The sequence below is a fragment of the Nocardia sichangensis genome (assembly GCF_047200615.1).
GTDB lineage: Bacteria > Actinomycetota > Actinomycetes > Mycobacteriales > Mycobacteriaceae > Nocardia > Nocardia sichangensis.
In genome coordinates this window covers 270,796-289,627 of the sequence record NZ_JBJZOK010000001.1, presented here as the reverse complement: position 1 = coordinate 289,627, position 18,832 = coordinate 270,796, and the positions used below count along the sequence as shown (strand labels likewise).

The following is an 18,832-nucleotide window of genomic DNA, read 5'->3' as shown; positions in this document are numbered from 1 at the left end:
CGCGATGGGGACACCCGCGCCGAACGCCACTCCACCGGCGGTACCGCTGCTGTCGGTACTCGGTGAAACCATCGCGGCGGCCCGTGCCGCGGGCCGCAACGATCTGGTCGGCCGCCTCGAAGTGGCGGCCGACCGGGTCCGCGACCCGCGGCGGCGCATCGTCGTCGCCGGGCAGCTGGACCAGGGCAAGAGCCGTTTCGTCAACGCGCTGCTGAACCTGGACATCTGCCCGGTGGGCGACGACGCCACAACCGCGGTGCCGATGCTGCTCGCGCACGGTCCGGAGCCGCGCGCGGAGCTGGTCCTCGCGGCGCACGGCGACTCCAGCGGCGCGGAGACCAGGGTGACGGTGCCGATCGCCGAGATCGGTGCGATCGATCAGCGCGCCCCGCTCGCGCAGGGACGTCGGATCGTGCGGCTCGAGGTCCAGATCCCCAACGCGTTGTTGGCCGATGGCATCGTGCTGATCGATACTCCCGGCGTCGGCGGGCACGGCAACGCTCACGCGGCGGGCGTGCTGGGACTGGTGCCCGCCGCGGACGCGGTCCTGGTGCTGTCGGACGCGTCGACCGAACTCACCGAGCCCGAGCTGGCGTTCCTGCGGCAGGTGCGGGAACTGTGCCCGACGGTGGCGCTGCTGCTCACCAAGACCGACCTGTACCCGCACTGGCGCCAGGTGCACGAGGCCGATCTGGGCCATCTCGCGCGGGCCGGCCTCGACGTGCCGATGATCCCGGTGTCGTCGCTGCTGCGCAGCCACGCGATGCGGTTGCAGGACGCGCAGCTGGGCGTCGAATCCGGCTTCGGCGTGCTGTACACCTTCCTGCGCGACCAGGTGGTTGCGCGCGATCAGCTCGCCACCCGCACCGCCGTGGCCCGCGACATCCGCTCCGCGGCAGAGCATCTCGCGCTGGCTCTGGGCAGCGAGCTGGTCGCGGTCCGCGATCCCGCCCAGGGCGCGGCGGCGGTGCGCGAGCTGCAATCCGCCCGTTCCGCGGCGGAGGAACTGCACCGCAGGACCGCCGCCTGGCAGCAGACGCTCGCCGACGGCATCACCGACCTCGCCGGAGACGTCGACCACGACCTGCGCGACCGTCTGCGCAATCTCGCGCGCAGCACCGAGGAATGGATCGACGAGCACGATCCGGGCAGGCACTGGGACCGTATCGCCGAACACCTCACCGGCACCGTCGATACCGCGCTCGGCGACAATCTGCTGTGGACCCACGCGCGAGCGATTCAACTCGCCGAGCGCGTCGCCGAGCACTTCTCCGAACTCGGCGCCGTCGACCTGCCGGACGTGCGCCCCGGCGCAGGCGCCGACACCGGCCGTGCCATCACCGGCACGCTCGCCGATCTGGAACCCGACATCGGTCTCGGCAGCAAACTGCTCGTCGGCATGCGCGGCTCCTACGGCGGCGTGCTCATGGTCGGGCTGGCCACCACCTTCGCCGGGCTCGCCATGCTCAACCCGATCTCGATCGGCGCCGGTTTGATCGTGGGCGGCAAGGCTTTTCGGGACGACAAGCAGGCCAGGCTGGCCAAGCGGCGCAACGAGGCGAAGGCGGCGGTGCGCCGGTTCGTCGACGATGTGGCGTTCCAGGCGGGCAAGGAGTCGAAGGATCGACTGCACCGGATCCACCGCGCGTTGCGCGACCACTACGCGGGCGTCGCCGAACGCAGCCTGCGTTCGATCGACGAGTCGCTGCGGGCCGCGCAGGAGGCGGCGTCCATGGTCGCCACCCGCCGCGCCGAACGCGGTGCGCAACTGGAACAGCAGCTGCGCGTGGTCGCCGAACTGCGCCGATACGCCGATGCCATGCAGAACGCACTACCGATGGGACCCGCCGGTACGGTAACCCCGTGAGACGTGATGGTGGCCCGGTGCCGGGAATCGTCGCCGAGGCGCATCGGCTGGTCGGGGCGGCGCAAGCGGCGCTCGCGGGCGAGCCGCGGCCTCGTGCCCTGCTGGCCGACTGCGCCCGCCGATTGGATCAGCCGCTGCGGGTGGCGCTCGCCGGTTCGATCAAGGCGGGCAAGTCCACACTGCTGAATTCGCTTGTCGGACAGGACATCGCCCCGACCGACGCGACCGAGTGCACCAGGGTCGTCACCTGGTATCGGTACGGCTCCACACCCAGCGTGACGGCGTATGCTCCCGACGGGGCCCGCGCGCATGTCGTGGTCCGCCGTGGCAGCGGGACGCACGGGCTGACCTTCGACCTGGAGCGGCTCAACTGGAACGCCCCGCCTCCGCGCGAGGTCGATCATCTCGAAGTCGAGTGGCCCGCCGCGACGCTCGCGCACACCACCATCATCGACACCCCCGGCACGTCGTCGCTGTCGCGCGAGGTGTCGCGGCGCACCGCGCGTCTGCTGACGCCCGGCGCGGACGACGAGCGGTCCGAGCAGAGCGTCGCCATCCCGGGCGCCGACGCGGTGGTCTACCTGCTGCGCCGGCTGGACGCGACGGACGTGCAGTTTCTCGAGCGCGTGGGCGCCGGAACCGCCGTGGCCAACGGTGGACCGGGGGCGCCCGGCCCGCTCGGCATCGTCGGCGTGGTCTCGCGGGCCGACGAGATCGGGGCGGGCCGGATCGATGCGCTGCACTCGGCGCGTGACGTCGCCACGCGTTTCGCCGGGGAATTGGAACGGACGGGTCTGTGCCAGGCGGTGATCCCGGTCGCCGGCCTGCTCGCGTTCGCCGCGGCGACGCTGCGTCAGCAGGAGTTCGCGGCTTTCGAGGCGCTGGCGCGGGTCCCGGTCGACGAACTGAGCGCCGCGTTGCTCTCGGCGGACCGTTTCGCGCGCGCCGACGTGCCGCTTCCGGTGCCGCCGGAACTGCGCGCGCAGCTGGCCGAGCGGTTCGGGTTGTTCGGCATCCGGATGGCGGTCACGCTGATCCGGCTCGGCGTGCGCGATTCGGCCACGCTGGCCGCCGAATTGACCAGCCGCAGCGGCGTGGACGAACTGCGCTCGGTGCTCGACGTGCAGTTCGGTCAGCGCGCCGATCAGCTCAAAGCGCATTCCGCGCTGACCGCGCTGGCCCGGGTGCTGACCGCCTATCGAGGCACCCCGGCCGATCGCCTGCTGCCCAGGGTGCGCACCCTGCTCGCGGATGTGCACGGTTTCGCCGAGCTGCGCCTGCTCGGCCGCCTGCGCACCGACGAGCTGGCGCTGCCCGCGGACGATCTCGCCGAACTGCACCGCCTCATCGGCGGCTCCGGGATCGCACCCCATCTGCGCCTCGGCCTCCCGATCGACGCACCGCTCCCCGCGCAGCGGGCCCAAGCGATGGCCGCGGTCCGGAAATGGCGCGCGCGGGCACGTCACCCGCTCGCCGACCAGTTCACCGCCACGGCCTGCCTGACCGCCGCTCGCAGCGCGGAGGGCACCCTGAGCGTGCTGCCGGAATGATCGCCCCGGCGGCGCGGTGACCTGCGGGGACGTCGTATCCACGCCATGTAGGGCGGTGTAGTCGACGTGGGCCCGGGTATGCGCCCTGGTAGCGAGAGGAGGTAACGATGAGCCAAGAGGACGTCGTACACGAATTGCTCGTCCGTGCGGGCACGGGATATGCCGAGGAAGCGGGTATCACGCTCGACGACAAACCGGCCGCACTGTTCCAGCTGCTCATGCTTTCCCAGCTGCTCAGTGCCCGCATCTCCGCCGAGATCGCGATCGGGGCCACCCGGGAGCTGATCGGCAGCGGCTATCGGACGCCGCACCGGGTGGCGGACGCCGACTGGCAGGAGCTGGTCGACGCGCTGGGGCGGGGAAACTATCGCCGCTACGACGAGAGCACCGCGACGAGGCTGGGCCACAACGCCACGCGCGTGCTCGACCGCTACCACGGTGATCTGCGCGAGCTGGCGAAGAAGGCGGACAACGACCCGCGGCGCGCGGCCGAACTGCTCCAGGAGTTCGACGGCATCGGCCCCACCGGCGCCGACATCTTCCTACGCGAGGTCCAGGACACCTGGCCCTGGGTCCAGCCCCATTTCGACGAGCGAGCCCTGCGCGGCGCCAAGCGCGTCCAGTTGCCGGAAGATCCCGACCGGCTGGCCCGCCTTGCGCCGAACCACCACACCGCGGATCTCGCCGCGGCCCTGGTGCGGGTGACACTGGACGAGAAGATCGCCGACGAGGTTCTCGCCGCCGCGCCCTGACCGAGCGCGCTCAGATCAGCGCGGTGCCCGCACCGCGCGGGTCGATCAGGATCTTCGCGTGCCGCTCCGGGTTGCCGAGGGCGGTGAAGGCGTCCGCGACGCCGTCCAGACCGACGGTCCCGGTGATCAAGGGGCTCGGGTCGACCTTTCCCTCGGCGAGCATGTGCAAGGTGTCGCGGAACTCGCCGGGGTCGTAGCCGAGGACGAACCGCAGTTCGATCTCCTTGTTGATCGCCATGGCGGGATGGAAGCGGTCGGTCTCCATACAGACCCCGACCACCACCACACGCGAGAGGGGCGGCGCGGCCGTGAGGATCTGGTCGATGATTCCCGGTACGCCGACACATTCGAAGATGACCGGACCGGCCGGTCCCGCGTTCAACGTGTGAGCCAGCCGGAAGACATACCACCACGGCAGGTTCGGTACCCGCCGCAGGCGATCCATGGCGTCGAATCCGAGTCCGAGGATGTCGGTGACGCCGTTGATCCGTCCCTTCTTCGGGGCGGCCGTCCAGGGCGATTCGGTCGCCGGATCGACCACGACGTCGGCGCCGCACGTCGTCGCCAGTTCTCGTCGGCGCGGCGAGAAGTCGCTGGCCACCACGGTGCGCACGCCCGCGGCTTTCAGCATGCTGATCACCGCGAGCCCGATCGGCCCACAGCCGATGACGAACGCGGTCTGTCCCTTGCCCACCCGGCCCCGGCGCACGGCGTGCCAGGCCACGGCCATGGGCTCGGTCAACGCGGCGTGTTCGGCGGACAAGCCGTTGGGCACCGGCATGGTCATCGATTCCTGGACCACCACCTGTTCGGCGTAGCCGCCGGGCGCCGCCGTCGACAGTCCCACCAAGTGGGGTTGCCTGCCGTGCCGGACGATCGGCAGCGATACCACCGGCGTTCCCGTCTTCCACCTCTTCCGGCAGTCCGGCCCGTAATCGACCACCGTGCCGCTGAATTCGTGGCCGAGCACCACGCTCTGATCCGAACGCATGAAGTGCTCGTAGCCCGTGGCCACGGCCAGGTCGGCCAGTTCGTCGGCGTGGGTGCGGGCATGCAGGTCCGAGCCGCAGATACCGCAGCGTGACACGTCGATCAGCAGTTGACCCGCACCGGGCCGGGGCGTGGGCAGTTCCGTGACCTCGAATTCGGCGGCGGTGACGACGGCGGCCCTCATGACGACTCCTCGGATCGACGGCGCACGGTGGGCGCCTCGGCCGGGGCGCCCCGCCGCCACCCTACTGCGGCAGGGCGCACCCCGTGGCTGCCTCGGCCGTAGACTCAACGGGCCGAGGCGCTTTCGGTTGCGGCTTCAGTCAAGCGCCGCGCAGCCGCGGGTACACCTCCTGCTCGAGGTAGTCGGCGACGTCGCGGCCATGGCGACGAGCTTCGTGCACGGCGACACCGTGCCGTCCGGCAACCTCCTTCAGCGCGGGCCGCGACCTCTTCTCCACCCCGCCGCCGATCAGCAGATGGGCGAACTCTCCGGTGTCGAGTGCCGCGAGCGCCTCGTCGTCGGTGGTGACACCGCGCGCGGAGAACCCGGCGGCCCGAACCCGCTCGACGGCGGCGTCCACGGTGTTCCTGCTGCGGCCGATGATCAGAAGGTCCATCTCGCTCACACCCCTACCGGTTGCGGGTCCGTCGCATCGATATCGATCTCGTGGTGTTCGAGCTTGGCACTGCGCGGCAGCGCGAGGAAGCCCAGGCAGACCAGCGCCAGGACGCCGATGCCGTACCAGAGGGTGCGCTCGAAAGTATTCGCGAAGTTCACCGCGTTCGCCCGCATGCCCGCCGTCGTGAGCACCTGACCGACGCCGCTGGAGCTCCGCTCCGCGCCGGCCCGGCAGCTGTCCGGCACCACGGTCGGATCGACCTGCGCGGATCGATCCAGCACGCAGGCGCGGAAGTTCGCGAGGATCTCGTCCCGCGCCTGCTCGGGCACGCCTACCGCGGCGAGTTCGGCGCGAACCTCCGGCGCGACCGTGTCGACCCCGCGTGCCGAATCGTGGTCGAGCTGGGTGAAGAACACCACGCCCACGAGCGCGACGCCCAGAGCCGTGCCGAGTTGCTGCCCGGTATTGAGCAGACCGGACGCCGAGCCCGCTTCCCGCGCGGGCACCTGGCCGAGCAGTAAGTCGATGGTCGGCGCGACCACCATGCCGAATCCGGCACCGGTGACGATCAGCGGGAAGACCATCTGCCACGAGGCGATCTCCGCGCCGTAGTGCGTGGCCAGCCAGCCGTAGAGGCCGAAGCCCGCGGCGTTGACCAGGCCGCCGACGATCAGGACCCGCCTGCCGAACCGCGGCGCGAGCACGCTCACCGAGACTCCGGCGCCGATCCCCGCGCCGACCGCGAAGAACACGGCGGTCAACCCGGCTCGCATCGGCGTCCAGCCCAGTCCCGCCTGCATGAACAGCGTCCACACCAGGAAGAACCCGCCGAGTCCGATCCAGAACAGCAGCCAGCTGCCCAGCCCGATCGCGAACGGCCGGGACCGGAACAGCGTCAAGTCGACCAGGGGTGAGCCGACCGTCCGCGCCCGGTACCGCTCATACGCGACGAACACCGCGAAGGTCGCGGCGGAGGCGGCCATCATGACGAATGTCCAAGCGGGCCAGTCGAGTCTGCGCCCCTCGGCCAGCGGGTAGACGAGCAGGAGCACCGCGCCGATGGCCAGGATCATGCCGACCACGTCCAAGCGCGGCGCGGCGGGCGAGCGGGACTCCTTCATCACCGCCGCGGCCGCGCCGAGCGCGAGAATGCCCACCGGGACGTTGACCAGGAAGATCGGCCGCCACACCAGGTCGAACAGGTCCCACTGCACCAGCAGGCCGCCGAGCGAGAGACCGACCGCGGAGGCGGACCCGCCGACGCCGCTGTAGAGCGCGATGGCCCGCCCGCGCTCGTGGTCGGCGAAGGTGACGCGGATGATCGCCAGGATCTGCGGCACCATGAGCCCGGCCATCGCGCCCTGCACGAAGCGTGCGGCGATCAACATGGCCGGATCGGTGCTCAGGCCGCAGGCCGCCGAGGCGAGCGTGAAGCCGGCCATGCCGATCAGGAAGATCCGTTTGCGGCCGAAGATGTCGCCGAGCCTGCCGCCGGTGATCAGCACGGCGGCGAAGGCGAGCACGTAGGCCGCGACGATCCATTCGATCTGCGAGTACGCGGCGTGCAGATCGGCCTGGATGCTCGGCACGGCGACATTGACGATCGTGACGTCGAGCAAGTCCATGAATCCCGCGGCGAGCACGACCGCGAACGCGATCCAGCGGCGGGAATCGGTGGGGGGACGAGTAGTGGGGTCGGGTTCCATGAGGGCCTCTTTCGGATGGGAGGGAAGTACCGACTCCCAAACTATGCACCTCGAGTGATTATCAATCAATATGGCAATCATGAAAGGTGCGTTAATGCTATGATCGGGGCGTGCCCGAAGCCGATCCGACGCCGCTGTCCGACCACGTCGCCTTTCTCCTCGGGCAGCTCGGGTTCCACACCGCGTACCGCTTCAGTGACGGGTTGGCCCCGCTCGGCATCGGTCCCAGGCATTTCGGCACGTTGCGCGTGCTGCGCGAGCACGACGGCCAGTCGCAGCAGCAGCTGTGCGAGACGCTGGGCATCCATCGCAACGTGATGGTCGGGTTGGTCGACGAGCTGGAGAAGCGCGGCCTGGTCGAGCGCCGCAAGCATCCGGCCGACCGCCGGGCGCACGCCGTCTACCTGCTGCCCGCCGCGCATGATCTGCTGGCCCGGGCTCAACGTGTCGTCGACGGACTCGAGTCCGACCTGCTGCGCGAATTCGACGCGGCCGACCGCGCCACCTTGTTGCAGCTGTTGCAGCGGCTCGCGGCGACGAACGGGCTGGAACCGGGCATTCATCCCGGACTCTCCCGCTGATTCCTGCCCTTCATGGGCTTCCTCGCCGCGCCGGAAGTGTGTGGCAGGTCACGCATGTGCGTCGCCGTTCGGGAATTAAACGCGCGAGTCGCCCGTTGAGCCTGTCGACAAGATTGAGTGTGTACGACTCAAGTTTCGGTTGACTCCGAGACTCCTGCGAGGCAGGATTGAGCCGACCACGCTCAGTGTTGCTGGGGCCGTGCTCCGTGAGGTGCTAGGGGCGAGGTCTCGCGGCGTCCCGCAGCGGACGCCGAGGGCGGTTTCGCCCGGCACCTACACATATCGGTACGTCAATTAGGAGGAACCCACTATGGCTCGTGCGGTCGGAATCGACCTCGGGACCACGAACTCGGTCGTCGCCGTTCTCGAAGGCGGTGAACCGGTCGTCGTCGCCAACTCGGAAGGATCGCGCACCACCCCGTCGATCGTCGCGTTCGCGAAGAACGGCGAGGTACTGGTCGGCCAGCCGGCGAAGAACCAGGCCGTCACCAACGTCGACCGCACCATTCGCTCCGTCAAGCGGCACATCGGCACCGACTGGTCGGTGGACATCGACGACAAGAAGTACACGCCGCAGGAGATCAGCGCGCGCGTGCTGATGAAGCTCAAGCGCGACGCGGAGTCCTACCTCGGTGAGGAGATCACCGACGCGGTCATCACCGTGCCCGCCTACTTCGAGGACGCCCAGCGGCAGGCCACGAAGGAAGCAGGCCAGATCGCGGGCCTGAACGTCCTGCGCATCGTCAACGAGCCCACCGCCGCGGCGCTCGCCTACGGCCTGGACAAGGGCGACAAGGAACAGACCATCCTGGTCTTCGACCTCGGTGGCGGCACCTTCGACGTCTCGCTGCTGGAAATCGGCGAGGGCGTCGTCGAGGTCCGCGCCACCTCCGGCGACAACCACCTCGGTGGTGACGACTGGGACGAGCGGGTCGTGCAGTGGCTGGTCGACAAGTTCAAGGCCAGCTCGGGCATCGACCTGACCAAGGACAAGATGGCCATGCAGCGGCTGCGTGAGGCCGCCGAGAAGGCCAAGATCGAGCTGAGCTCCTCGCAGAGCACCTCGATCAACCTGCCCTACATCACCGTCGACGCGGAGAAGAACCCGCTGTTCCTCGACGAGCAGCTGACTCGCGCCGAGTTCCAGAAGATCACCTCGGACCTGCTCGACCGCACCCGCGCGCCGTTCCAGTCCGTGATCAAGGACGCGGGCATCAAGGTGTCCGACATCGACCACGTGGTGCTCGTCGGCGGTTCCACCCGTATGCCGGCCGTCACCGACCTGGTGCGCGAGCTGACCGGTGGCAAGGAGCCCAACAAGGGCGTGAACCCGGACGAGGTCGTCGCCGTCGGCGCCGCCCTGCAGGCCGGTGTGCTCAAGGGTGAGGTCAAGGACGTCCTGCTGCTCGACGTGACCCCGCTGTCGCTGGGCATCGAGACCAAGGGCGGCGTGATGACCAAGCTCATCGAGCGCAACACCACCATCCCGACCAAGCGCTCGGAGACCTTCACCACGGCTGACGACAACCAGCCGTCGGTGCAGATCCAGGTGTTCCAGGGTGAGCGCGAGATCGCCTCGCACAACAAGCTGCTCGGCTCTTTCGAGCTGACCGGCATCCCGCCCGCCCCGCGCGGCGTGCCGCAGATCGAGGTCACCTTCGACATCGACGCCAACGGCATCGTGCACGTCACCGCGAAGGACAAGGGCACCGGCAAGGAGAACACGATCAAGATCCAGGACGGCTCCGGCCTGTCCAAGGAGGAGATCGATCGGATGGTCAAGGACGCCGAGGCGCACGCGGCCGAGGACAAGGCGCGTCGCGAGGAGGCGGAGACCCGCAACCAGGCCGAGTCGCTGGTCCACCAGACCGAGAAGTTCATCAAGGAGAACGAGGACAAGGTCCCCGCGGACGTCAAGACCAAGGTCGAGGCGGCCATCGCCGAGGCGAACGAGGCTCTGAAGGGCACCGACATCGCCGCGGTCAAGGCGGCCGTCGAGAAGCTGGCCACCGAGTCGCAGGCGCTCGGCCAGGCCATCTACGAGGCCTCCGCCGCGGACGCCGCCGCGCAGGGCGACGGCGCGACCAGCGCCGCGTCGGATGACCAGGTCGTGGACGCCGAGGTCGTGGACGAGCCGGTCGACACGGAGAAGAAGTGACCGAGGACAACTTCGAGAAGGAGCCGATCACCTTCGTCGACAACCGGAAGATCGATCCGGAGACCGGTGACGTCAGGCAGCAGGCCGCGGACAACGGCGCCGCGGCCGCGCAGGCCCCGCAGGTGGACGAGGGCGTGGACATCGACAACGACGACGCCCTCGCCGACACCATCAGCGGCGAGCTCGCCGAGCGCACCGCCGACCTGCAGCGGCTGACCGCCGAGTACGCCAACTACCGGCGCCGGGTCGAGCGCGACCGCAAGGCCGTCATCGACAACGCCAAGGCGTCGGTGGTCACCGAGTTGCTCGGCGTGCTCGACGATCTCGACCGCGCGCGGGCGCACGGCGACCTGGAATCGGGTCCGCTGCGGTCGGTGGCCGACAAGCTGTCGGCCGCGCTGCTCAAGCAGGGTCTCGAGGAGTTCGGTTCAGAGGGCGAGCCTTTCGACCCGACCCTGCACGAGGCCGTGCAGCACGAGGGCTCCGGCCACGACCCGGTGATCGGCATTGTGATGCGCAAAGGCTATCGCTTCGGCGATAGGGTGCTTCGGCACGCGCTCGTCGGGGTAACCGACGGCGTAGCCGATCTGACGGAAAACGCTGTTCAACCTACTGAAGAGGCATCGGATGTTGATGCCGGCGCGAACGATCAATAAGGACGCGAGAGGAGGAGATGCTCGGTGAGCCAACGGGAGTGGATCGAAAAGGACTTCTACAAGGAGCTGGGTATTTCCTCCGGCGCCTCGCAGGACGAGATCAAGAAGGCCTATCGCAAGCTCGCCAGGGACTTGCATCCGGACGCCAACCCCGGTGACACCAAAGCCGAGGAGCGGTTCAAGGCCGTCAGCGAGGCGCACGCCGTGCTGTCGGATCCGGCCAAGCGCAAGGAGTACGACGACACCCGCAAGCTCTTCGCGGGTGGCGGCTACGGTCGCGGTGGCTTCGGCGGCGGTACCGGTGGCGGCTTCTCGCAGGAGTTCAACCTCGGGGACATCTTCGGCGGCGCCGCCGGTGCCGCCGACGGTGGCCTCGGCGACCTGCTCGGCGGTCTGTTCAACCGGGGCGGCACGCGGTCGTCGAGCCGACCCAGGCGCGGGGCCGACGTGGAGACCGAGACGACGCTCGGTTTCCGGGAAGCGGCCCAGGGCGTCACGGTCCCGCTGCGGATGACCAGCCCCTCGCCGTGCACGACGTGTCACGGCAGCGGCGCCAAACCGGGCACGAGTCCGCGAGTCTGCCCGATCTGCAACGGGACCGGCATCGTCAGCCGCAACCAGGGCGCGTTCGGCTTCAGCGAGCCGTGCGACGAGTGCCGGGGCAGCGGGTCGATCATCGACGACCCGTGCCTCGACTGCCAGGGCAGCGGCATCCAGAACCGCACGCGCACCATCACGGTGCGGATTCCTCCCGGAGTCGGTGACGGTCAACGGATCCGGCTGGCCGGTCAGGGCGAGGCGGGGCTGCGCGGGGCGCCCTCGGGCGACCTGTATGTCACCGTCCACGTCAGCCAGGACAAGGTCTTCGGCCGCAACGGCGACGACCTGACCCTGGTTCTGCCGGTCAGTTACAGTGAATTGGTCCTCGGTACAACGGTTTCGGTGCCCACTCTGGACGGCCGGGTCGGCGTCAAGGTGCCTCCGGGTACCGCCGACGGCCGCACCTTGCGGGTGCGCGGCCGTGGCGTGCCCAAGCGCGGCGGCGGCGCGGGCGACCTACTGGTGACGGTGAAGGTCGCGATTCCGCAGAAGCTGGACAACGACGCCGTCGAGGCGCTGAAGCGCTACCAGGAGGCGGAACGGGCCGGCGGCTTCGACCCACGTGCGGGATGGGCAGGTGCGTGATGTCCTCCGAACCGAAGAACGCGTCCGGCGGGTCGCGGGCCGAGTTCTTCATGATCTCGGTCGCGGCCCAGCTGGCCGGCATGCACGCGCAGACGCTGCGCACGTATGACCGTCTGGGACTGGTCACGCCGCAACGTACTTCGGGCGGTGGTCGGCGCTACTCGGCCCGGGACGTGGAGCTGCTGCGCGAGGTGCAGCGGCTGTCCCAGGACGAGGGCGTCAACCTGGCGGGCATCAAGCGCATCATCGAACTGACCAATCAGGTGGAGGAACTGCGCCAGCAGGTCGCGGAACTGTCGGCCGAGCTGGAGCGGACGCGGGCGGCGTACCGTCCGGATCTCGCTCCGCAGCAGCGCAGTACCGCGCTGGTCGTCTGGCAGCCGCGGCATCGTCGTGAGGACGGTCAGCGCAGACGATAACCGGCACGACGACGGCCCCGGCCTCGGTCGCACATCGCGATCCGGCGCCGGGGCCGTCGTCGTGCGCGGGCATTGTCACAAAGATTTGCTGAAGATAAACCAGAACATGTTCGGCGGAAGTGGTGCGGCATCATCTATTTCGTTGTCGAATCAGCTGGACATTTTCACCATAGATCAGTTTACGTAACCGGTTCGGCCTACCCGATTCGATCCACCTCGGATGGACGCCATGTTGCCCTGAAGTCGCTAGAACAGACCAATCGGGACGTAATTCCACAAGAGAGCCTTACCAATTCGGTATGCACACGACTGACTTTGTGCCGAATCCCCGGTCTTGCAGTCGGTTTCTCTGGCGTGTCGCCCTGGGCATCCTCGTTTCGACGAAATTGAGCGCGGTATGTTCCTTCGAAAGATTCCGTTGCTGGCAAACCTCGCCTACACTCCTTGCCATCGGCTGCTGTCGAGTGGCCCCGCAGCACCTCACTCGCCGGCATGGTTCGTGAACGAGTGCGAAATGGGGTTGTGAGACCAATGGATTCACGCACTGTCGCTTTGATCAGAACTACGTTCAAGGCGGTTGCTGCGGAGGATGGGGGGCCGGAGAAACTGGCGAGATCGTTCTACGCGATCTTGTTCACCGACTACCCGCACGTCCGCGATTTCTTTCCCGCCGCGATGGACTCCCAGCGTGACCGGCTGGTCAAGGCGATCTCCTATGCACTGGACCGGTTGGAGGAGCCCGACAAGCTGCTGCCCTTCCTGGCCCAGCTCGGCAGGGACCACCGCAAGTACGGCGTGCAGCCCGCGCACTACGCCGCCGTCGCCACCGCGCTGAAGAACGCCGTGAAAGTGTTCGCGGGCACCGAGATGTGGACCGACGAGGTGGACCGCGCCTGGGACGAGGGCCTGCAGATCATCTCCGACACCATGATCGGCGCGGCGGAGAAGGAGACCACGCCGTCGGTGTGGACCGGCACGGTGATCGAGCGCCGCGAGGTGCTGCGCAACCTGGTCGTCGTCCGGCTGCAACTGGATCAGCCGATGCGCTATGCCGCGGGCCAGTACTTGAGCGTGCAGGTTCCGTCGCGGCCGCGCATGTGGCGCTATCTCTCGCCCGCCGTGCCGGCGAATGCCAACGGTGAGATCGAGTTCCACGTCCGCAGCGTGCTCGGCGGCTGGGTCAGCTCGGCCATCGTCGGCCAGACTGTCGTCGGCGACCAATGGCTGCTCGGCTCGCCACTCGGCGGCCTCGGCGTTCCGCGCAACGCCAAACGCAAGATGCTGATGGTCGGCTGCGGCACCGGAATCGCGCCGCTGCGCGCGCAGCTGATGTCGATGGCGATGCGGCGGACCAATCCGAAGGTGCATCTGTTCGTCGGCGGCCACCACCCATGCGACCTCTACGACCTGGAGACCCTGAGCAAGCTGGCGATGGCCAACCGCTGGCTCACGGTCACGCCGGTGAGCGAGCACGACGAAAACCCCTGGTGGTACCCGGAACCGGAGGAGCCGCGCACCACCTGGCCGGGCCTGGAACCCCGCGTCACCGGCCAGATCGGCAAGGTCGTCGCCAGTTTCGGCGCATGGTCCGACCGCGACGTGCAGATCGTAGGCTCACCCTCGATGGTGCAGACCACCAAGTTCCGACTCATGGCAGCCGGAACCCTGGCGAAGAACATCCGCCACGACCCGTTGTATTAGTCCGGCGCCTGCGGCGCCGGGTGTTCGCGGGCTGTGTTGTTCGGCCGCGCCTTCGGCGCGAACGGCGGATGCTCGGTCTCGCTTCGCTCGAAAGACGTGGTTGCGGTGCGCCGGGCGTCAGGTGATGACCGCGCTCCCAGGGGCTCGCCGTTGTTGCAGCCTCGGGATATCCGATGGTGGCAATACTACGGCTGCTGTATCGATCTGCTGATCGGTCAGAGCCCCTCGAACTGGATTCGCTCCGGCGGAGTTCCGGTTTCGAGGAGGCGGTCGACCGTGGTTTGGACCATGGCCGGGGAGCCGCAGACGAGTACTTGGTGTTCGAGGAAAGCGCCGTGGGAGCCGAGGACTTCGGCGAGGGTGCCGTAGAGCAGGTCGTCGGGTGCGAAGCCGATGTCGACGCGGGACTGCTCGTACCAGTCGTCGACCCAGCTCGGATCCTCCGGGTTCTCCACCACCGGAATCACCGTTAGCCAAGGCAATTCGGCGGCCAGCAGGTAGAGCATGTCCGAGGCGTACAGGTCGCGGGGGGAACGCCCCCCGACGAAGAGGTAGGTGGGCGGCGGCGACGGCTTGCGCGCCAGCTCGAGGATCTGAGCGCGCATGGGCGCCAATCCCGTACCGCCCGCGATCATCACCACCTCGTCGCCGTCGGGGTCGACCCAGAACCCGCCTGCCGGAGCGCCGATCCGCCACTCGTCGCCCGGCTGGGTGTCGGCGACGATCGCGGCGCTGCACCAGCCGCCGGGCACCGTGCGCACGTGGAACTCCAGTTTGCCGTCCAGGGACGGCGGCAGCGCGGGGGACAGCCTGCGGCGCACGCCGGGATGCTGCGGCACCCGGACTTCGACCGACTGTCCGGCGGCGAACGGCACGAACTCTCCGATCAGGCGGATCACCGCGAGATCGTGTCGCAGGCGATGATGGCCGACCACGGTCGAAGTCCACTCCGGCGCCTGATGACCATTGCCGAGCATGCTCGGATCCCCCAACGGGGCCTCCTTCTTACACAGGGTCGCAGCTGATGTTCTGCTCCGGCGTGCCGACCGCGATGAGCGCGCGCCGGGTGTCCGCGATCATCCGGGCCGAGCCGGCGATCTGGATCTGCCGGTCTTCCCACGCGCCGAAGCTCGCGACCACGGCGCCAAGGTTACCGATCAGGCGCCGGTGCATGCCGTACGGTGCGTCCTGCGGCGGATGCGGGTACCACCACGGGTTGGTCTTCTGCTCGCACACCGGAACGATGGTCAGCCACGGGTTGCTCTGCGAGAGCTGCCACATGTTCTCCACGTCGTACAGGTCGCAGGGATAGCGGCCGCCGATGAAGAAGTGCACTCGCGGGTTGATGCCGCGCTGGCCCATTTCGATCAGCTGGGCGCGCAGCGGGGCGATGCCGGTGCCCGCGCCGATCATGAGCACGTCGCGGCCGCTGTCCCGGTCGACGTGCAGTCCGCCGAGCGGGCCCGCGATCCGCCATCGGTCGCCGACCCTGGTCTCGTTGACGATCGCGGGGCTCACCCAGCCGCCGCGGATCTTGCGCACGTGGAACTCGATCTCGCCGTACGGGTTGGACGGGATGGCGGGAGAGAAATAGCGCCACATCTTGGGCCGCTGCGGAATGGTGACCGGCACGTACTGCCCGGCCTGGTAGGGCACCGGCCCATCGGACTGCAGGCGCACGATGGCCAGGTCCTCCAGCACGCGGCGATGGCCGACCACGGTGGCCTCCCACACCGGCTGCGACTTGTCGGAGTTGGCGCCGATGGCCATGGACGCGGAGATCAGGATGGTGATGTCGCGCCAGCCCTCCTCCAGGCTCCGATTCCACGCCGCGCCGTTGTAGACGCGGAACGCCGCCAGCAGCGCACGGCCCGCTATGTCGTAGTGCGCGGCCTCCACGCCGTACTTGCGATGGTCGCGAGCGAGTTGCTCCAGGAACTTCTGCGCGCGGTCCCAGTCCTCCAGGTGATCGAGGACGTACTGGATGGCCGTGGCGATCCGTTTGGCCTGCATCTCCATGGCGGGTGGGAACAATTCGCGCAACCGTGGGTTCTCGGCGAACAAATGTCCGTAGAACGCACTGACCAACCGCTCGGGTCCATTCGGCGACTCGATCACCGAACGAAAATTGGCGCGGACCAGCGCAGCCGAACGCGCATCCACGACGTGGAGCTTCCTTTCCCTCAGTTCTGCCCGGGGACATACCCGTTACCGGCGGTCTCCCGCCGACAAGTATCCCCGAAAATGCCGTGGTCGTGTGGGTATAAAGCGAACCTTCGCCTTCGCTGCGGCCACGCCCGTGCTGGAGACGGACTACGTCCGGCTGCGCCCGTTGGTGCCGTGCGTCCCGGGCAAACGGTAATCGGTGGGCAAACGGCGGATGCCGCTGACCCGTCGGGTACCGCCGTCGTGGGCGGGCCGGGCCGGATTTCCGCGTCGATGCGGGACCGGAGGATGCCGTTTCCGGCCGGTCAGGTTCCGGCGCCGGTACACACCGCAGGCACGACCTGCTCGGTATAACGACGGATCTGCTCGACCGGTTCCCCCTCGGTCGGCCAGAAGACGAAACCGTCGATCCGCTGGTCACGGTGCAGGGCGAGCAGGTCGTCGACCCAGCGCTGGGGCGGGCCCTCCAGGAAGCCGCGATCGGACCCGTCCGCGGTGATGGTGCCCGATACGTTCAGCACCCGCCGCACCGTCAGCGGATCCCGGCCCGCCGCCGCGGCGGCGGCATCGATCCGCTCGCCCGCTTCGGCGAGGAACTCCGGCGGCGCCCACGCGGCGGACGGTACCCAGCCGTCGGCGGCGCGTCCGGTGAGCTCGAGCATGCGCGGCCCGCGCGCACCGAGCCAGATGCCGGGCTCGTGCCGCGGCCGGGGGCCCGGATGCGCGCCCGCCAGGGAGTAGAAGGCGCCGGGCACCCGGACCGATCGCTCGTCGCTCCACAAGGCGCGGATCACCGCGATCGCCTCGGCCAGGGCGCGTACCGCCTCGCCGCCGGTTCGGCGCGGTCCGCCCATCCCGGCGACGGCGTCCCAGAACGCGCCGGCGCCGAGACCGAGCTGGATCCGGCCGTCGCTGATGATGTCGAGCGAGGCCACCGCCTTCGCGAGCAACGCGGGGTTGCGCAGCGGCAGGTTCGCCACGTCGGGGAAGAAGGTGATCCGCTCGGTGCGCGCGACGAGAGCGGTGATCAGCGTCCAGGTGTCCAGGAAACGGCGCTGGTAGGGATGGTCCTGGATCCCGATCAGGTCGAGCCCGGACACGTCGGCGTACACGCTCAGCTCGGCGAGCCTGCGGAAGTCGTCGGCCTCCGGGATCAGGAACAGACCGAATTGGGGCGGTCGAGTGCTCGTCACACACCTCCTGGTGGTCTCGCGGGACGCCCGACCCCGGCGTGGCGGGCCGGTGTCGCTCAGATGGCGAGCACGGTCTTGCCGCGTGCGCCGGGCGCTCCGATGACCGCCGGTCCCTCCGCGAGCGGGACGGTCGCGTCGATCGGCACGACCACGTCACCGGCGGCGACGCGCTGGATCAGCCGTGCCAGCTCCGGCGCTTTCCCCTTGGATTCGATGTTGCCCCCTTTCAGCGACCGTGCGCGCAGCGCGTCCTCGTCGGCCGCGAAGGTGGTGGAGTAGACGGTGCCGCCGTCGCGGACCAGCGTGGTCAGCTCCGCCAGCGCCTCGGGCGGGCTCACCAGATCGAACAGCACGTCGATGCCGTCCGGATGCGCGGCGGCGACCTGGTCGCGCACCGGCCCCGCGGTGTAGTCCACCGTCTCGGCCGCGCCCAAGCGGGTCATCTGATCGGCGGAGTCGCCGCGTGCCGTGGCGATGACGTGCGCGCCGGCGATATTGGCCAGCTGCACCAAGAAGGAGCCGACGCCGCCGGTCGCGCCCACGATCAGCACGGTCTGGCCCGGGTGGATGTGGGTGGCGTCCACGAGGTCCTGCGCGGTCACCCCGGCCGTCGGCAGCGCGGCGGCGGCGACGGTGGTCACGCCCGGCGGGATCGGCACCAGCGTGCCGCCCTCAGGGAGCACCGCGTACTCGGCGAAACTGCCGTGGCCCACCGGCGGTGTGAGGAACTTGCCGACCACCCGGTCGCCGATGGCGAACCGGCTGACGCCCGCGCCGATCGTGGCGACCGTGCCCGCCCCGTCGACTCCGAGGATCAGCGGAAAGTCGTGCGGCAGTTTGCCTTCCAGGAGGCCGGAGGCCACCTTCCGGTCGAAGGGATTCACCCCGGCCGCCTGGAGTTGGACCCGCACGGATCCGGGGCCCGGCTCGGGCATCGGCATCTCGGCCAGTTCCGGCGTCGCTCCGAACTTCCGTACCACGATCGCGCGCATCCATTCGCTCCTTGAGTCGGGGTGAAGAGTGCTGCAACAACTGACGGCCGAGGTCATCGTAGGCATCCGAAGGTCGCCGACGTGCGGAATCATCGCATCGGCGGTGTCGCGGGCCGTCGCTTTCGCCGGTGCCGGGGCGTAGCGTTCGACACGATCCGGCGGCATCGGAGCGGCGTGGCGAAGAATCTGAAACTTGAGCGGAACAGACTCAACCTTTCGGACGTTGGACGGGTAGGAACGGCGCCGAGCCGAAGGCGGAGCGGGACGAAGCGACGGCTTCGGCCGGGCGAACA

Annotated in this window: 16 protein-coding genes; 9 read left to right on the top strand and 7 right to left on the bottom strand. The window is 69.0% G+C overall.

The window, feature by feature from the left end; all coding sequences use genetic code 11:
• Positions 1-4 precede the first annotated feature (4 nt).
• The 3 genes from ACL03I_RS01480 to ACL03I_RS01470 all read left to right on the top strand — a co-directional run bounded on the left by ACL03I_RS01480 (position 5) and on the right by ACL03I_RS01470 (position 4,169).
• Positions 5-1,867: a dynamin family protein gene (locus tag ACL03I_RS01480; RefSeq protein WP_364424698.1), complete on the top strand. Its 1,863-nt coding sequence runs from the start codon at positions 5-7 to the stop codon at positions 1,865-1,867.
• Complete coding sequence (locus ACL03I_RS01475) at positions 1,864-3,417, top strand: dynamin family protein (protein ID WP_412804935.1); 1,554 nt, start codon at positions 1,864-1,866, stop codon at positions 3,415-3,417. The genes ACL03I_RS01480 and ACL03I_RS01475 overlap by 4 nt, the downstream gene beginning before the upstream one ends.
• A 107-nt stretch (positions 3,418-3,524) precedes the next feature.
• Entirely contained in the window at positions 3,525-4,169 is a 645-nt protein-coding gene (locus ACL03I_RS01470; protein WP_355071483.1) for an HhH-GDP family DNA glycosylase, read from the top strand.
• A gap of 10 nt (positions 4,170-4,179) precedes the next feature.
• Here ACL03I_RS01470 and ACL03I_RS01465 read toward each other — a convergent pair whose 3' ends face one another.
• The 3 genes from ACL03I_RS01465 to ACL03I_RS01455 form a co-directional block, all read right to left on the bottom strand.
• Entirely contained in the window at positions 4,180-5,343 is a 1,164-nt protein-coding gene (locus ACL03I_RS01465) for a zinc-binding dehydrogenase (protein ID WP_412804934.1), read from the bottom strand.
• 139 nt (positions 5,344-5,482) lie between these two features.
• Positions 5,483-5,779 carry a hypothetical protein gene (locus ACL03I_RS01460; protein WP_355071487.1) on the bottom strand — a complete coding sequence of 99 codons (297 nt, stop codon included), beginning with the start codon at positions 5,777-5,779 and terminating at the stop codon, positions 5,483-5,485.
• A gap of 5 nt (positions 5,780-5,784) precedes the next feature.
• Positions 5,785-7,488, bottom strand: a complete 1,704-nt coding sequence (locus tag ACL03I_RS01455; protein ID WP_412804933.1) for an MFS transporter — start codon at positions 7,486-7,488, stop codon at positions 5,785-5,787.
• Positions 7,489-7,598: 110 nt separating this feature from the next.
• Between ACL03I_RS01455 and ACL03I_RS01450 the strand changes: the two genes are divergently transcribed.
• The 6 genes from ACL03I_RS01450 (at position 7,599) to ACL03I_RS01425 (ending at position 14,188) form a co-directional block, all read left to right on the top strand.
• Positions 7,599-8,069 (top strand): MarR family winged helix-turn-helix transcriptional regulator, encoded by a 471-nt coding sequence (locus tag ACL03I_RS01450; protein WP_412804932.1) that lies wholly within the window; start codon positions 7,599-7,601, stop codon positions 8,067-8,069.
• Between the two features lie 310 nt (positions 8,070-8,379).
• Positions 8,380-10,227, top strand: a complete 1,848-nt coding sequence (gene dnaK / locus ACL03I_RS01445) for a molecular chaperone DnaK (RefSeq protein ID WP_355071493.1) — start codon at positions 8,380-8,382, stop codon at positions 10,225-10,227.
• The gene (grpE, locus tag ACL03I_RS01440; RefSeq protein WP_356962856.1) at positions 10,224-10,883 is read left to right on the top strand and encodes a nucleotide exchange factor GrpE; all 660 of its coding nucleotides are present in this window, start codon (positions 10,224-10,226) and stop codon (positions 10,881-10,883) included. The genes dnaK and grpE overlap by 4 nt, the downstream gene beginning before the upstream one ends.
• A gap of 24 nt (positions 10,884-10,907) precedes the next feature.
• Positions 10,908-12,068 carry a molecular chaperone DnaJ gene (gene dnaJ, locus ACL03I_RS01435; protein ID WP_355071496.1) on the top strand — a complete coding sequence of 387 codons (1,161 nt, stop codon included), beginning with the start codon at positions 10,908-10,910 and terminating at the stop codon, positions 12,066-12,068.
• Positions 12,068-12,487, top strand: coding sequence for a heat shock protein transcriptional repressor HspR (locus tag ACL03I_RS01430; protein ID WP_355071498.1), 420 nt, complete (start codon positions 12,068-12,070; stop codon positions 12,485-12,487). The genes dnaJ and ACL03I_RS01430 overlap by 1 nt, the downstream gene beginning before the upstream one ends.
• Before the next feature lie 531 nt (positions 12,488-13,018).
• On the top strand, positions 13,019-14,188 hold the full coding sequence (locus tag ACL03I_RS01425) for an FAD-binding oxidoreductase (protein ID WP_355071500.1): 1,170 nt from the start codon (positions 13,019-13,021) through the stop codon (positions 14,186-14,188).
• 215 nt (positions 14,189-14,403) lie between these two features.
• On the opposite strand, the gene ACL03I_RS01420 is transcribed toward ACL03I_RS01425, so the two are convergent.
• The 4 genes from ACL03I_RS01420 to ACL03I_RS01405 all read right to left on the bottom strand — a co-directional run bounded on the left by ACL03I_RS01420 (position 14,404) and on the right by ACL03I_RS01405 (position 18,539).
• Positions 14,404-15,165, bottom strand: a complete 762-nt coding sequence (locus tag ACL03I_RS01420; protein ID WP_355072103.1) for an FAD-binding oxidoreductase — start codon at positions 15,163-15,165, stop codon at positions 14,404-14,406.
• Positions 15,166-15,193: 28 nt separating this feature from the next.
• Positions 15,194-16,351 carry an FAD-binding oxidoreductase gene (locus ACL03I_RS01415; RefSeq protein ID WP_039802769.1) on the bottom strand — a complete coding sequence of 386 codons (1,158 nt, stop codon included), beginning with the start codon at positions 16,349-16,351 and terminating at the stop codon, positions 15,194-15,196.
• A gap of 308 nt (positions 16,352-16,659) precedes the next feature.
• Positions 16,660-17,547, bottom strand: a complete 888-nt coding sequence (locus tag ACL03I_RS01410; RefSeq protein WP_412804931.1) for an LLM class flavin-dependent oxidoreductase — start codon at positions 17,545-17,547, stop codon at positions 16,660-16,662.
• 56 nt (positions 17,548-17,603) lie between these two features.
• Entirely contained in the window at positions 17,604-18,539 is a 936-nt protein-coding gene (locus ACL03I_RS01405) for an NADP-dependent oxidoreductase (protein ID WP_355071503.1), read from the bottom strand.
• Between the last annotated feature and the right edge of the window lie 293 nt (positions 18,540-18,832).

What these genes read in the sequence shown, in the direction of transcription:
- ACL03I_RS01480 (WP_364424698.1), top strand. Translation starts at nt 5, where the DNA reads ATGGGGACACCCGCGCCGAACGCCACTCCACCGGCGGTACCGCTGCTG.
- ACL03I_RS01470 (WP_355071483.1), top strand. Translation starts at nt 3,525, where the DNA reads ATGAGCCAAGAGGACGTCGTACACGAATTGCTCGTCCGTGCGGGCACG.
- ACL03I_RS01420 (WP_355072103.1), bottom strand. Translation starts at nt 15,165, where the DNA reads ATGCTCGGCAATGGTCATCAGGCGCCGGAGTGGACTTCGACCGTGGTC.
- ACL03I_RS01425 (WP_355071500.1), top strand. Translation starts at nt 13,019, where the DNA reads ATGGATTCACGCACTGTCGCTTTGATCAGAACTACGTTCAAGGCGGTT.
- ACL03I_RS01460 (WP_355071487.1), bottom strand. Translation starts at nt 5,779, where the DNA reads ATGGACCTTCTGATCATCGGCCGCAGCAGGAACACCGTGGACGCCGCC.
- dnaK (WP_355071493.1), top strand. Translation starts at nt 8,380, where the DNA reads ATGGCTCGTGCGGTCGGAATCGACCTCGGGACCACGAACTCGGTCGTC.
- ACL03I_RS01405 (WP_355071503.1), bottom strand. Translation starts at nt 18,539, where the DNA reads ATGCGCGCGATCGTGGTACGGAAGTTCGGAGCGACGCCGGAACTGGCC.
- ACL03I_RS01465 (WP_412804934.1), bottom strand. Translation starts at nt 5,343, where the DNA reads ATGAGGGCCGCCGTCGTCACCGCCGCCGAATTCGAGGTCACGGAACTG.
- ACL03I_RS01455 (WP_412804933.1), bottom strand. Translation starts at nt 7,488, where the DNA reads ATGGAACCCGACCCCACTACTCGTCCCCCCACCGATTCCCGCCGCTGG.
- ACL03I_RS01430 (WP_355071498.1), top strand. Translation starts at nt 12,068, where the DNA reads ATGTCCTCCGAACCGAAGAACGCGTCCGGCGGGTCGCGGGCCGAGTTC.